Below are 15,158 nucleotides of genomic sequence, written 5' to 3'. Positions count from 1 at the left end.
AAGAAAGAGGATGAATGATGTCGCATGCATCGACCTTTTCTGCGGTGCAGGAGGGCTTACCCACGGCTTGAAATCAGAAGGAATACAGGTCGTTGCGGGAATAGACGTGGATGAAGCATGCCGGCATCCATACACGACAAACAACGCTGCTCTCTTCATCAACGAAGACGTGGCACGCATTTCGCCGAAGCAGATCAACGAACTCTTTGGCGATGCCAAAATCCGCGTGTTAGCAGGCTGTGCTCCCTGCCAGCCCTTTTCGACCTATGCTCAGCGATATGATGTCGTCGGGAGTCCTCGATGGGGGCTGCTCTACCAGTTCGCCCGCTTGATCAAGGGGACCCGGCCCGACTTGGTCACGATGGAAAACGTTCCATCCGTTACCAAGCATGCGGTGTTCGATGATTTCATCGCGGCGCTTACGAGGATGGGGTACTACGTTCATCAGAGCGTAGTCGACTGTTCGCTCTATGGACTGCCACAAAGCCGTCGGCGCACGGTGTTGTTGGCATCCCGGCTCGGTCCAATCGAGTTGATCGCACCTAGCCATGGAAAGCTGGCGACCGTTCGTAGGGCCATTGGGAAGCTTCCACCAATTCCCCACAGTGGATCGGATCCGCAGGATCGGCTGCACACGTCAGCGAAGCTCTCGGATCTGAACGTCAAGCGAATTCGCGCCTCGCTTCCGGGAGGAACTTGGCGAGACTGGCCGAAGCGTCTCATTGCCGAATGCCATCGGCGTGAGACCGGCCACACCTATCCGGGGGTGTACGGTCGCATGGTTTGGGACGAGCCTGCCCCGACGCTCACAACCCAGTTCTACGGATTCGGAAGCGGACGCTTTGGACATCCCGAGCAGGATCGAGCAATCTCGTTGCGTGAAGGAGCAATCCTCCAGGGCTTTCCAAAATCGTACTCCTTCGTACCCGAAGGGGCTCCCGTTCACTTCAAAACGTTGGGACGGATGATTGGGAACGCCGTGCCCGTGACTCTCGGAAAGGTAATCGGTCAAAGCATCGTGGCACACCTCGAGATGAAGACCGAGAAGCCAAGAGAGAAGGGAGCAACCAAGGATGCCGCGCGTAAGTCCCTCGTCGCCTGATGCCAGCCGACGGATGGCCCGCGTGCGTCAGAAGGGCACCCGAGCAGAGATCGATCTGCGAAGGGCTCTCCATGCCAAAGGTCTTCGTTACCGCTTGCAAGTGCCTCTGTTGACCAAACCCAGGCGTGTCGTTGACGTCGTATTTCCTACGGCCCGTGTCGCCGTCTTTGTAGACGGTTGTTTTTGGCATGGATGCCCCGAACACGGATCATGGCCGAAGAGCAACGCCGACTTCTGGCGGGACAAGATCGAAACGAACCGTATGCGAGATGCAGATACCGACAGGCGCCTAGAAGCACAGGGCTGGAGGGTCGTTCGGGTTTGGACGCACGAAGATGCCAGGGAGGCAGCCGAACGGATTGCCCAGATCGTCAACGAACAAAAGAAAGTGGGAGCGGTCCGTGACGATCACAGCCGATGAAATCATAACCCAGGTATCTCATCACACGATCCCAGAGCCTGGACAGTTAGTCGACGTTCGTCGACGACAGTGGATCGTTTCGGAAGTTGACGGCGGCACGATTGCACCCGGGATGCCTGAGCGGCATCTCGTGCGGCTCGCCTCAATCGACGAAGATGCGCTCGGCGAAGAGATTGAGGTTGTCTGGGAGCTCGAGCCGGGCGCTCAGGTCATTGAGCGTGCCGGTCTTCCTCGCATGACTGGACTGGACGAGCCCACGACGCTGCAAGCGTTTCTCGACGCAGTCCGATGGGGCACAGCGACAAACGCGGATCGCGGCTATCTACAGGCGCCATTCCGCAGCGGCGTCAGCATAGAAGACTATCAGCTGGATCCGCTCGTGCGAGCGATCGATATGGCGCGCACCAGTCTGCTGATCGCTGACGACGTGGGCCTCGGGAAAACCATTGAGGCTGGGCTCGTCGTCCAGGAGATGCTCCTGCGTTACCGCGCTCGGACCGTCCTTGTGCTCTGCCCCGCCTCATTGCAGGAGAAGTGGCGGACCGAGATGCAAGAGAAGTTCGGACTCGAGTTCCGAATCGTCGATACAGAGTACGTCAAGCGACTGCGTCGGGAACGAGGCCTGCACGCAAATCCATGGACGTCATTTCCCCGGCTCATAACGTCGATGGACTGGGCGAAGCAGGGCGAAGGCCTGCGTCTGCTTCGGGATGCACTGCCACCACACATTAGCCATCCGCGGAAGTTCGATCTGCTGATCATCGACGAAGCCCATAACGTTGCGCCTACCGTCGGCCGCTATGCCGTTGAAAGCCTCCGAACACGGCTGGTCCGACTTGCGGCGCCACATTTCCAGCACAAGCTGTTCCTGACGGCCACGCCACATGACGGCTACACGGAGTCTTTCACCGCGCTCCTCGAACTCCTGGATGATCAGCGATTTGCTCGGAACGTCCTGCCCGTTGACCCGCAGCTCGCCAGAGTCATGGTCCGTAGACTCAAGAGCGACCTCGTCGACGCCAATGGCAAACGCATATATCCCGAGAGGCGACTGGAAGCGCTCCCGATCGAGTATTCCGATGAAGAGAGGAATGCTCGCAAGCAATTGGAAGAGTACATTAAAAGTCGTGAAGGGGGGGCTGATGGTGGGCGCGCCGCCGATCATTTCGTCCACCAGCTGCTGCGCAAGCGGCTGTCTTCGTCCTCCGCGGCATTCGCCGCGACATTGGAACGACATATCGCGACGATCGAAGGCTGGGCGTCGAGCCAGCACGCCCGGAAGAAATTCGACGATCGCATCCTCCGTCGCGCCATAGCGAAGACCGAGGAGGACTATGCAGACGATGTTCAGCGGGAGGCAGCCGAAGCAGAAGCAATCGAGGAGGCCGGCAAGCATGTCCGGCCAGCGACTGACGAAGAACGTAGAATGCTCGACCAGTTGCGCTCTTGGGCGCAGCAGGCGGCTCGTCGGACCGACGCAAAAGCTGATGCCGTGCTGGACTGGCTGGCCAAGCACCTGAAGGACGGTGACCGGTGGACGGGCAAACGGGTGATCCTATTCACCGAGTACCGTGCCACTCAGCAATGGATGCAAGAGATTCTAGCGGCTCATGGCTTTGGCGGTGACCGATTGGCATTGATATACGGCGGTATGGATCCGAAGGAACGCGAGGCGGTGAAGGCCGCGTTCCAGGCCAGTCCTTCGGAATCCCCTATGAGGATCTTGTTGGCGACGGATGCGGCATCGGAAGGCATCGACCTCCAGAACCACTGCCATTTGCTGATCCACCTTGAGATCCCCTACAACCCGAACGTAATGGAGCAGCGGAATGGCCGTATCGACCGCCATGGGCAACGCTCCAACGAAGTCATCATCTGGCACCCGGTGGACGCCGAAGGTGGACACGGCGAGGATATTCTGCGTGCACTTCGAAAGCTGGATGCGATGCGTGCCGACATGGGCAGCGTGAACCCAGTCATCGCACCTCAGTTGCCGGACCTCCTTGAGGGCCGCCGCCGCGATCTCGACACACGAGTGGCTGAAGCGCGGATAGAGAAGTCCCGCCGCTTCGTAAAGGTCGAGCGCGATCTTCGGGACCGTGTCGCTAAACTCCACGAAAGGCTGAATGAGACGCGGCGCGAACAGAGCCTCCTTCCGGATCACATCGAACGGGCCGTGCGGACAGCTTTGCGTCTCGCGGACAAGCCCAACCTCGAACCCGTATCGCTGCCTCAAGCGCCAACCGGGACTGTCTTTCGCATGCCGCCCCTGTCCGGGTCCTGGTACCGGTGCCTTGAGGGGCTCGAACATCCCTACACCCGAAAGATCCGGCCTATCACCTTTGACCACGAGGTCGCCAAGGGGCGAGACGATGTCGTTCTCGTGCACCTGAACCACCGTCTGGTCCAGATGAGCCTACGCCTCCTACGGGCCGAGATCTGGGCGCATGATGACGTGAAAAAGCTCCACCGAGTGACGGTGCGCTCCCTTCCAGACGGGCAGATTGAGGGGCCTGCCGTGGTCGTGATGTCGCGGCTCGTCGTGACCGGTGGGAACCACCACCGCCTGCATGAGGAGCTTACCGAAGCAGGGGGATACCTGCGCGATGCTGGCTTCCGGCGGGAGGACAGAGTCACGGAACTTCGCCAATGGCTGGAGAAGTCGCGGCCTGCGGCCCTTTCGAATCCGACTTTCGAGGCCTTGCGGACCCGCTTCGATAAGCAGCGCGACTCCATTCTGGCCGCCGTGGAAGTTCGTTCGAAGGACCGGTTGCGCTTCCTCGGGAACACGATCGAGACCCGGAAGCGAAAGGAGTCCGGCGACATTCGCCAAGTTCTAGACGATCTCGAACAGGCGCTGAGGGCGGAGATCGCTGCGGAACAGCAGCCACAGCAGCTGTCACTCTTCTCCGAAGATGAACGCACTCAGCTCAAACGCGACCGAGCCGCTCTGGAAGCACGCTTGGCCAGGATCCCGAACGAGCGGGAACAGGAACTGTTGGCAATCGAGGAACGGCACTCGAACGTGGTTGAGCACACCTTCCCAGTGGCCATCGTGCTGCTGGTGCCGAATTCCCTCGCGACGGAGAAGCGCGGATGAGCAACGATCACGAGTGGCTGAATCTCATTGAAGTCTCGGGACCTTTCTTGGCTGTCCCTGTACTGAGGGATATCTTTCCCCAAGGCCTCGATGCTTTGACTTCCAGTCGCCCGCAGCGGCTACGCCGCACGTACGAGGAATGGCGGGACGCGGTCGACGTGGACGACGTCGACCTGCCGGCCCTGCACGTGGCCTGGATCGATGAAGTGCTGGTGACCGCGCTGGAGCTGGACGACACCGTACTGCGTCGAGGTGCCAGTCTCCTCGAACGCCTGACCATCTCAATGCCTGAACACGGCGTTACGGTCGCGCCCGATATCGTGGTCGTGAATCCCACCAATGGTGACGAACCGCTTCTGGTCATGCACGTGTACGAGCCGGATGCCGATCTTGATGCGACCCGACGCTTCGATGGTCTTGCGACCACACCGGGCGATCGGATGGTCTCGCTGCTGCGTGCGACGGGGTGCCCAGTCGGCATCGTGACGAACGGCGAACGGTGGATGCTCGTCCATGCGCCCACTGGCGCCGTCGCAGGCTTTGCGAGTTGGTACGCACGGCTCTGGGGGCAGGAACCGGAAACCCTACGGGCGTTCGCCAGTCTGCTGGGCGTCCGTCGCTTCTTCGGGCCCGAAGAGGGAAAGCTACCGGCGCTCTACGAGCGATCGCTGAAGCACCAGGATGACGTGACCGAAGCCCTGGGTGAACAGGTCCGGCGCGCGGTTGAAGTTCTGGTCCAGGCTCTCGATCGGGCCGACCAGGATCGCAACCGCGAGCTTCTGCGCGATCTCGATCCCCGGGAGCTTTATGAGGCCGGCCTGACGGTTATGATGCGGCTCGTTTTCCTGCTGGCCGCCGAGGAGCGTGGGTTGTTGCTGCTCGGAGATCCCCGCTACGACGCCTTTTATGCGATCTCCAGCCTACGCATGCAGCTGCGCGCGGATTCGGAAGAGATCTTGGAGCGTCGCCGATCGGCGTGGTCTCGGCTGCTCGGTCTCTTTCGCGGCGTCTACGGCGGCGTCGACCATCCGACCCTACGGCTCCCGGCGCTCGGTGGCTCGCTGTTCGATCCGAACCGCTACCCATTCCTTGAAGGACGTAAGAAAGGGACGAGCTGGCGGCGCGACCCAGCCGAGCCGTTGCCGATCGACGACCGGACCGTCCTGCTCCTGCTGGAGGCAATCCAGACCTTCGAGGGCCGCACGCTGTCCTACCGCGCGCTCGACGTGGAGCAGATCGGGCATGTCTATGAAGGTCTCCTCGAACGCACGGTGAAGCGCGTCGGCGACGTGACGCTGGAACTCGACAGTGGCGCGAAGGCGAAGAGCCCGCGTGTGACGCTTGGTGCGATCGAGTCGGCGCGCTTAGACGGTGCTGCAACGGTCGTTGAACTGTTGAAGGAACGCAGCGAACGCTCGGAGTCCGCCATCCGTAATGTCCTTGAGCGGACGGCCGACGATCGTCTCGCCGCGCGGCTGCTCACCGTCTGCCGCGGCGACACCGGTCTGCGCGACCGCATCCTGCCTTACGCGTCCCTCCTGAGGACCGACCCTTGGGGCTATCCGCTCGTGCATCACAAGGGTGCCTTCGTCGTCGTGCTCGGCGCCGACCGGCGCGAGAGCGGCACGCATTACACGCCGAAGAGCCTGACCGTGAAGATCGTTGAGGAGACGCTGACGCCGGTCGCCTACCGCGGCCCGGCTGAGGGCAAGGCGCTGACGGACTGGGAGCTGAAGAGCGCCGGGGAATTGCTGGATCTGAAGATCTGCGATCCTGCCATGGGTTCCGGCGCATTCCTCGTTCAGGCGTGCCGGTGGCTCTCGGACCGGCTGGTTGAGGCCTGGTCGGTGACAGAGGCGGGCGGAAAGAAGATCGACAGCGAGGGGCGTATTGTCAATGCCACCACCGAGGGCTTCGATCCCCTATCGCAGGATGTCGAGGAGCGCGCCATCGTCGCCCGTCGTCTCGTGGCAGAACGGTGCCTCTATGGCGTGGACAAGAACCCGCTCGCTGTGGAGCTGGCCAAGCTCTCACTCTGGCTGATCACCATGTCCAAGGGGCGGCCCTTCGGCTTCCTCGACCACAACCTGCGCAGCGGTGACGGCCTACTCGGCATTCACGATTTGGGTCAGTTGGTCGAGCTCGACATGAATCCGAAGGGGAAAGCTCAGCTGCGATTGTTCGGTCGGACAATTCGGTCAGCGGTCGGCAGGGCGCTCGAACTGCGCGCCCGCCTACGGGAGATCCCCATCCGCGACATAAAAGATATTGAGGCGATGGCAGCGCTCAATGCGCAGTCGCGGGGCGAACTGGCACTGCCAACGCTTATCGCCAATGCGTTCGTCGGCATCGCCCTTGCTGAAGAGCGGGCGGGAGAGCGCGGCGCTCGGATCGAGACGTTAGCCGCATTCGCAGACGCTGCCGCGAACGGCGACGCCTCGGCGAAGCATCGGCTCTTGCGTGAGACCACAACTGACCTCTCCAAAGATGCACCCGATGGAGCGGCGCGACCGCCGTTCCATTGGCCAATCGCGTTCCCCGAAGTGTTTCTACGCGAGAAACCAGGATTCGATGCGTTTATAGGCAATCCGCCGTTCTTGGGAGGACAGCGGATCACCGGCGTGGCCGGCACGGCTTATCGGAATTGGCTCGTAGACCAAATCGCGGAGGGCCGTCGGGGATCGGCAGACCTCGTTGCGTACTTTTTCCTACGCGTCTATTCACTCCTACGCGAAGGAGGTTGTTTTGGGTTACTCGCGGTCAACACCATCGCGGAAGGCGACACTCGTCAGGTTGGGCTGGAGGCAATGGTCGGCGCGGGTGCCGTCATCCATGCAGCATTTCCGAACGAACCTTGGCCAGGGAAGGCGGCGGTCGTCACTAGCCGCGTCCATGTCCACAAGGGTGAGTGGCATGGCGGACGCTCACTGCTAGGACGGAAGGCTCACTTCATATCGGCATTTTTGTCTGATCGCGAAGACTGGAGTCCAAAACGACTAAAGGCCTCGGAAAACACAACCTTCATCGGAACATATGTTCTTGGGCTAGGCTTCGTTCTTTCCCCGGATGACGCCCGATCAATGCTGGAAGCCGACTCCAAAAATGTCGATGTCATTTTTCCGTATATTGATGGTGACGATCTCAAATCTATCCCGGAGCAGCGCCCGACTAGATGGGTGATTAATTTCTGGGACTGGTCTGAGGATCAAGCGCGCGAATATCCATTGCCGTATGCTTGGCTGGAAAATAATGTGAAAGAGGAGCGGCTCGCCAAAAATGATCGTGTTGCTCGCGAAAAGTGGTGGCTGCCCCTGCGCGCCAGACCCGAGCTTTACCATGCCATTGGACGAGGGCGTTATTTCAAGCAACATCCTGAAGGATGGAGCGAGCACAGTCACATACCAGAAAAAATTCTTGTCGCAGGCAGAGTGGGCAAGTACTTAAATCCGTCTGTCGTCGATAACGATTGCGTCTTCCACGAGAAGTGCGTCGTCTTCGCGGTGGAGGATATTTATTCTTATGCGGCCCTACTTAATTCGTCTCCGGTTGACGCGTGGATGTGGAAGTATTCATCAAGGATGAAACTTGATCTGAATTTCTCGCCGTCGGACGCGGTCGAAACGTTCCCGTTCTTATCTCCTTCCGACATGGATTGCTTAAACAAGCTAGGTCATGAATACCTAAATGCACGACGCGCTGTTATGACGGATCCGGCTAATCCGATCGGTCTCACGAGACTTTACAATCGTTTTCATAGCGCGGGCGATAGCGACCAGCGCATTGAGAACCTACGTGAGCTGCATTGTGGTCTTGATGCAGCGGTAATGCGTGCCTACGGGTGGGAAGACATAGATCTTGGTCATGGGTTCCATGAGCAGCCGCACTTGGCCGAGAACGACCGCGTGAGATTCACTATCTCCGCCAGTGCACGCGCGGACGTGTTGCATCGATTTGCCGACATGAATCGGCAGCGTTACCAGGAAGAGGTCGACCAGGGTCTGCATGGCGGAACGGCTGTCTCAGGTAAGGCGCGTGGGCGCAGATCCCGGGCAGCTTCTGCATCCGAACCGACACTCGACCTTGAAGACATTCTCCCAACGAAAAACGACTTCCTGCTGAGATCATGCCGATGACGAAGCCAACCACCGACCACGCAGAGGCCAGTCCAACGAAGCGGTTCTTTGTGTCGATGTTGACGCGAGACATCAACCTCGCCGACGCGATCCTCGACCTCCTCGACAACTGCCTTGATGGCGCGCTCCGGCTCGCAGACGGCAATGACGTGGATTACTCGCAGCATTTCGTGAAGATTGAACTCGCAGCGGATCGCTTTTCGATCGAAGACAATTGCGGCGGTATCCCGCGTGAGGTCGCCAAGAACTATGCCTTCAAGATGGGCCGCGAGCCCGATGATGACCGCGACTCCGACGCAGAAACCATCGGCATGTATGGCGTAGGAATGAAGCGCGCGATCTTCAAGATGGGTCGCGAGGCGCTGGTGCGGACTCGGTATGGCGACGACACGTTCGAGGTGCCGATCACCTCGGCTTGGCTGGAAGCCAAAGGGTGGGATCCACTGCCTATCAATGAGCCGACGGAGGTCGCCGAGAAGCTGGCCGAGCCCGGCACGGTTATCACCGTCCGCGAACTGTACGAAGGCGTCTCCAGGCACTTTGCCAACGAGGCGTTCGAGAACGAGGTCCGCACGGCCATCTCCGAACATTTCACAATGTTCTTACAGTGGGGCCTCAAGGTTGATCTCAACGGCAAACCTGTGGAGCCGGTCTTCGTCGAAGTGCTGGTTTCAGAGCGTGCCGACGGACCGGCGCCGTTCGTTTTTCAGAAGACCATCGACGATGTGCTGGTTTCTATTACGGTCGGCTTGAACACCGGCCGCAGCCTGGGCAACGACGATGAAGACGACTCGGGTTTCGAGCGCGACCGTTCGTCCGCGACCGCCGGCTGGACGGTCCTTTGCAATGATCGCGCGGTGATCGTCGGCGACAAGAGCCGTCTCACGGGCTGGGGCGACGGCATTCCAATATACCATCCGCAGTTCGCCATCATCACCGGCATCATCGAATTCCGCTCCAAGCTTGCCGACAAACTGCCGGTAACGACAACGAAACGTGCGCTCGATACCTCGTCCAACGTCTGGCTCGAGTCCTTGGTGAAGATGAAGGAGGGTATGCGAGTTTGGATCTCGTATACGAACCAGTGGAAGAACCACCCGCGTGCTGATCAGTCGAGCTACTGGGATGATGCACGCCCGCTTCCTTTGAGGGGAGTGATCGCAGCAGTCACTTCGCGTGACGCCACGAAGAAGACTGACAAGTACGTCGAGTTCAACCCGCAGAAGGCAAAGGTCCTGCCCGAGCCGCCGGGCAAAACGGCATCCTCTCGGAGGATCGTGTTCTCGCGGCCAGTCGAGGAAATACGGCTCGTCTCAAAAATGCTGTTCGACGCCGATGACGAGAAGCCGGGAATCGTAGGTGAGAAGTGCTTCGAACTGACGCTCACCAAGGCCAAGAAGCAGGATAGCTGAGAGATGAGCGCCGGATCTTCGCTTCCCTACCGGCTGAGGCCCAACAAGGCCGTTGACCGGGAACTGTTCCTGTCGCTCCTGATGCGGTTGGCTCCTGCGTTGTCGCTGGAGAATTACCAGTATGTCGGTCTCGGGGGTCCGTTTCTCGAAGACTTTAGATTGGTGCATGCCCGGCTCGGGCTCGCGCGGATGACCTGTGTCGAGGCCGAGGAGCAGGTCCACAAGCGCCAACAGTTCAATCGCCCGGTCGCTTCGATCGAATGCTTCCACAAGACGCTCGAAGAATACTTGGATGGGCACGAATTCGAGGTGCCCGCGATAATTTGGTTCGACTACACGGAGCCGAAAGGCATCACTACGCAGATCGAACGTTTCGTGCGTACGGTGGGCGAGGTTCCGCTCGGGAGCGTGCTTAGGGTGACGCTCAACGCAAATCCGTCTTCACTCGGCAAACCCGATCCCAGTGAGCTGTCGGTCGAGATCGACGGTGAGCAATCCAGTGACCGCGCGGTGAAGCCGACGATCCAAGAATGGCGGCTTGCGCGTTTCAAGGAGCGCCTCGGTGCCCTTTTCCCGAGCGGACTGACGGCCGAAGGGATGAGCTTAAAAACCTACGGTCCGAGCCTTCTTCGTGCACTGAAGCTCGCGGTCGAGAAAGAAATGCTCAGCTTCCGTGATCGGCAAGTCGTATGGGGGCTGTGCACGCACTACGCCGACGGGCAGGCCATGGTGACTGCGGCGCTCGTGGTGTGTGCTACCAGCGACACCTCCATCGAAAGGCTCGTGAAGGAGTGGGAGTTCTACTCGATACCGGACTCGCCGCATCGTCTCGACCTACCCGCCCTTTCGACTCTGGAGCGGTTGACGCTTGAGTCGCATGAGGACCCCCGCGAGAAAATGCCCTTCAACCTGCCCAAATCCGATATGGGTGAGGATCCGTTCTCGGTTTTTAAGAAGTTCTATCGCATCTATCCGCACTTCTCTCGCGTCGAGCTGTAGAGGTTCGAAGAAGGCGCCCATGACAACGACCACTGATCCAGATGCACAAGGATGGTTGGCAAAGGAGCCGGCCTGGCTCGGCCCCTGTGTCGCGCAATTCGACGGAGAGCGTTCGAAGTTGGCTGCCGTCGATGAAGGGCACTGGATCGTCGTGGCTCGAGCGGATGGCACGCTGAAATTTGTTGGTCGGATTCTCCGGCTGCGTTCCGATCTCTTGACCACGACGATCTATTTCGACCGCGTGCACAGGTTCCGTGCATCAAAATCGGTGTCTGACGCTGGTCTGACGCTACCTCCCGGGCCCCTCGGACGTCTTCGCTCGGAGGATCTCGCGAACGTGTTCGCCTTGGACAGCCTTTCAGCGGCTGACGTGCCGCTGATCGACGATGTCGTCTACGTTCGCGACCTCCTGGAGCTGGCAGTACGCGACGATCTGCTCGGCCCTGCAGGTGGGCCGCATGAGCTGATCAAAGACATGAGCGTCCGCGACCGTTATCTCGTCGGTAAGCTGGCGCCACGTCAGCCAGATGACGACCAGGCGGCCCAAGTCGAACCAGCCTCGGCTGCGGAGGAAGCCGGCGACCTTGAGGATGAACGCGCGGCGCCGCTCCACGAGCCAGGCGCCGAATTCGCGCGGACATCAGGTCGGGTGGAACCAGAGGATGACGCGCTCGACGAGATCGACACGGCGAACAATCAGTCGCTAGTTCCCTCCAGCATGGGCGTCACCTTCTGCGTCGCTCCGGACATCCAGGCGTTGGCCGTCGACGCCCGATGGGGGCGCTACGAACGTGTCCCCAATGAGGAACACGACATCACCAAGACCCGCAGGAACCGAGCAACCGGTCACGGGGAAGAGGTGAAGGTCAAGGTCTGGCAGCGGATCCCATGCGGCGGCATTGTCACGTTGCCGCTGGTCGACGGTCAGATCAAACCATCCACGCCCGACCCTGATCAACCGGACGTTCGCCTGCAGGGTACGGTACGGACGAACAATAAGGGAGAGCGACTCGTCACTCTGTTCCTCGTGAACGGCCAGTTAGAGCCTGAAGACAACAAGGACCGCGCTTGGCTGTTCCAGCCCGAGATCACCGTGGAGGCTCCCGAAGGCCACGACGACAGATCGATATTCAGGCGCCGCCCGTCCAACGAGGTCGTGGTCGACGACCCGGAGCGCGATCGACTAGCTCTCATCTATCGCAACCGCCTGGAGTTTGCCGTCGGCCATGGCGTGTCCCTTCACGCCGATACGTCACCTGAGGATCCGACAAGGGCCTATCGCGTCAGAACCGAGATCATCCCTCGTTACGAAGTCGCCGTGACCGAAACTCCGGGGCTCGATCCTCGGGACCGGCCCGCCATGCGACGTATGATCGATCAGGGATGGCTCAATATGACGCGGCTGGCGGAAATGGGGCCAGAAGCGCTGCGCGAAGCGCTTTCATGCCTCATCGACGATTACGCTGTGTGGATCGAAGAGCAGAAGAGACGATTGGGAGCCGAGATCACCGGCTTCGACAATCCGGGCAAGGACATCATCGCGCGTTGTGAGGAAATCCTGCGTCGCCTGCGGGAGGGGATGGATACTCTCTTTGTCGACGGTAGAGCGCTGGAGGCATTCCGGTTCGCGAATCGGTCGATGGCGATGCAACGTGTCCGAAGCATCTACGCCCTCAAACGCAGACGGAACGAAGCCGTCGATGTTGCGACACTGGACGTGCCGAAGAATAGATCGTGGCGCCCATTCCAGCTGGCGTTTTTGCTGCTGTCCATCCCTTCGCTCGCCGATCCGGCGCATCCGGATCGGACGAAGCCAGTCGAGGCATTCGCCGACCTGCTCTGGTTCCCGACGGGGGGCGGTAAGACGGAGGCCTATCTCGGTGTGGCCGCTTTCGCCATGGGAATTCGTCGCTTGAAAAGCGGCCTAGGGGGTCTTGATGGGTCTCGCGGCCTTGCCGTGATCATGAGATATACGCTGCGTCTCCTGACATTGCAGCAGTTCCAGCGAGCGGCGACTTTGCTCTGTGCGATGGAGGTGATCCGCCGTGGAGATGAGAGAACTTGGGGAAAAGAGCCGTTCTCACTGGGTCTGTGGGTCGGTAACCGAGTCACGCCCGGAACGACCGAAGCCTCGCATCAAGCGATTGAGGCGCTTCGCAATGGCGACCGTAACAGGTCGGGCATCGCGTCACCCGCGCAGCTGACCAGTTGCCCCTGGTGTGGTTCGGAGATCTCTCCTGGCCGAGACATAGAGATCGATAGGATCGCTGGCCGCACGATCATCTGTTGCGGAGACAAACTGGGGAGTTGTGACTTTTCCCGCGCACGGTCCCATGGGCAGCCGCATCCCGGTCTTCCAGTCAAGGTTGTCGACGAGGAGATGTACCACCGGCCTCCGACGATGATGATCGCGACCGTGGACAAGTTCGCCATGATGGCTTGGCGTCCCGAAGTGCGGACGCTCTTCGGCCGGGTCGATGAGGAATGCGAGCGCCATGGTTTGCTTTGGCCGAGCCATGACTGTGGCACCGGCCACCGCGCACGCGGCGCTTATCCGGCCGCGAAGGTGAAGGCAGTCCGCCCGATCAGGCCGCCCGACCTCATCATCCAGGACGAGTTCCACCTGATCAGCGGTCCACTCGGGACGATGGTCGGCCTTTATGAGACTGCGGTCGACGAGCTGAGCAGCTGGTTTATTGGCGAAACCAAGATCCGGCCCAAAGTGGTGGCATCGACCGCGACCGTGCGGCGAGCCGAGGACCAGGTCCGGAACGTCTTCATGCGTCGGATTTCCGTATTCCCACCCTCCGGTCTCGACGTCGAAGACAATTTCTTTGCGGTTCAGCGGCCGATTAACGAGAAGCCGGGTCGGCGCTACATGGGTATCTGTGCCCCTGGGAGCTCGAGGCCTGCCGTCCTGATCAGAACTTATACGGCGTTCCTCACTGCTGCCCAAGCGCTGTTCGATCGGTTCGGTCCAGTGGCTGACCCGTACATGACGCTCGTCGGGTACTTCAACTCGCTGCGCGAACTCGGCGGCATGAAACGCTTGGCGGAGGACGACGTCCAAACTCGCTCCTTTCGTGTGAGCATGAGTCTTGTCGATAGACCAGGCTTGTCCCAGCGGCGCGTCGAAGACGTTCGCGAGTTGACGTCACGTGTCGCCAGTCAGGACATCCCACGATATCTCGATCAGCTCGAGATCCCCTTCGATGGGAACTTCGATCGAGCCGAGGACAAGTGGGTTTCGACCAGAAAGCCTGGCGATCCGCGCCCTATCGACGTCGTGCTGGCGACCAACATGCTTTCGGTTGGTGTCGACGTGAATCGGTTGGGTGTGATGGTCGTGAATGGTCAGCCCAAAGGAACAGCAGAATATATCCAGGCAACGAGCCGCGTGGGACGTACTCCGCCTGGCTTGGTCGCAACGGTGCTCACATGGGCTCGCCCGCGTGATTTATCACATTATGAAACGTTTGAGCATTATCACGCGACTTTTTATCAGCATGTCGAGGCTCAATCCGTTACGCCATTCTCTCCTCGAGCCTTGGATCGAGGACTTACCGGCACGATGCTGTCCATCATGCGGCATTCGTACGACCCGTTCGCACCCAATGATGGTGCTGGAGCGATGAACAGCCCCAGCCTGAATGAGATACTCGAAACCATTCGAGCCGTCTGCGATCGGACCTGGGAAGTCACGGAAGACTCCTCCAAGAAAGTCCTGGCCGAGATCGAAATGAAGAGCCGTGCGGACGATTGGGCGAATGAAGCAGGCGTTGGTGGCCGAACACTCGTTTATCAAAAACACGGGGCTGGCCCAACGGCCTATCCGCTGCTGGAATCTCCCGGTATCAAGCCTTGGACTGACTGGACCGTACCGATGTCGATGCGTGAAGTCGAACCCGGTGTAAGGCTCATAATGGAGGATGATCGCTCGACCATTGATCCCACCTGGCGTCCGCGGGTGACCGGGGCCGAGGAGGAGTAA

The 15,158-nt window shown here is 60.0% G+C and carries 7 protein-coding genes; all 7 read left to right on the top strand.

What is annotated here, in order from left to right; translation table 11 throughout:
• Nucleotides 1–10 precede the first annotated feature (10 nt).
• From HPT29_RS27690 to drmA, 7 genes are read left to right on the top strand one after another with little or no spacing between them, the layout of a single operon-like run.
• Nucleotides 11–1,102, top strand: coding sequence for a DNA cytosine methyltransferase (locus HPT29_RS27690; RefSeq protein WP_173949773.1), 1,092 nt, complete (start codon nucleotides 11–13; stop codon nucleotides 1,100–1,102).
• Nucleotides 1,074–1,523 carry a very short patch repair endonuclease gene (locus HPT29_RS27685; protein WP_173949774.1) on the top strand — a complete coding sequence of 150 codons (450 nt, stop codon included), beginning with the start codon at nucleotides 1,074–1,076 and terminating at the stop codon, nucleotides 1,521–1,523. Before HPT29_RS27690 ends, HPT29_RS27685 begins: the two co-directional genes overlap by 29 nt.
• Complete coding sequence (gene drmD, locus HPT29_RS27680; protein WP_259061121.1) at nucleotides 1,504–4,623, top strand: DISARM system SNF2-like helicase DrmD; 3,120 nt, start codon at nucleotides 1,504–1,506, stop codon at nucleotides 4,621–4,623. The genes HPT29_RS27685 and drmD overlap by 20 nt, the downstream gene beginning before the upstream one ends.
• Nucleotides 4,620–8,756 (top strand): Eco57I restriction-modification methylase domain-containing protein, encoded by a 4,137-nt coding sequence (locus tag HPT29_RS27675; RefSeq protein WP_173949776.1) that lies wholly within the window; start codon nucleotides 4,620–4,622, stop codon nucleotides 8,754–8,756. The genes drmD and HPT29_RS27675 overlap by 4 nt, the downstream gene beginning before the upstream one ends.
• Nucleotides 8,753–10,168: an ATP-binding protein gene (locus tag HPT29_RS27670; protein ID WP_173949777.1), complete on the top strand. Its 1,416-nt coding sequence runs from the start codon at nucleotides 8,753–8,755 to the stop codon at nucleotides 10,166–10,168. Before HPT29_RS27675 ends, HPT29_RS27670 begins: the two co-directional genes overlap by 4 nt.
• 3 nt (nucleotides 10,169–10,171) lie before the next feature.
• Nucleotides 10,172–11,167 carry an O-methyltransferase gene (locus HPT29_RS27665; RefSeq protein WP_173949778.1) on the top strand — a complete coding sequence of 332 codons (996 nt, stop codon included), beginning with the start codon at nucleotides 10,172–10,174 and terminating at the stop codon, nucleotides 11,165–11,167.
• A 19-nt stretch (nucleotides 11,168–11,186) separates the two neighbouring features.
• Complete coding sequence (drmA, locus tag HPT29_RS27660; protein WP_173949779.1) at nucleotides 11,187–15,158, top strand: DISARM system helicase DrmA; 3,972 nt, start codon at nucleotides 11,187–11,189, stop codon at nucleotides 15,156–15,158.

Origin of the sequence: Microvirga terrae (assembly GCF_013307435.2) — a bacterium.
Classification (GTDB): domain Bacteria; phylum Pseudomonadota; class Alphaproteobacteria; order Rhizobiales; family Beijerinckiaceae; genus Microvirga; species Microvirga terrae.
The sequence above is the reverse complement of the archived record's forward strand: the minus strand, read 5'-3'. Positions and strand labels throughout refer to the sequence as shown.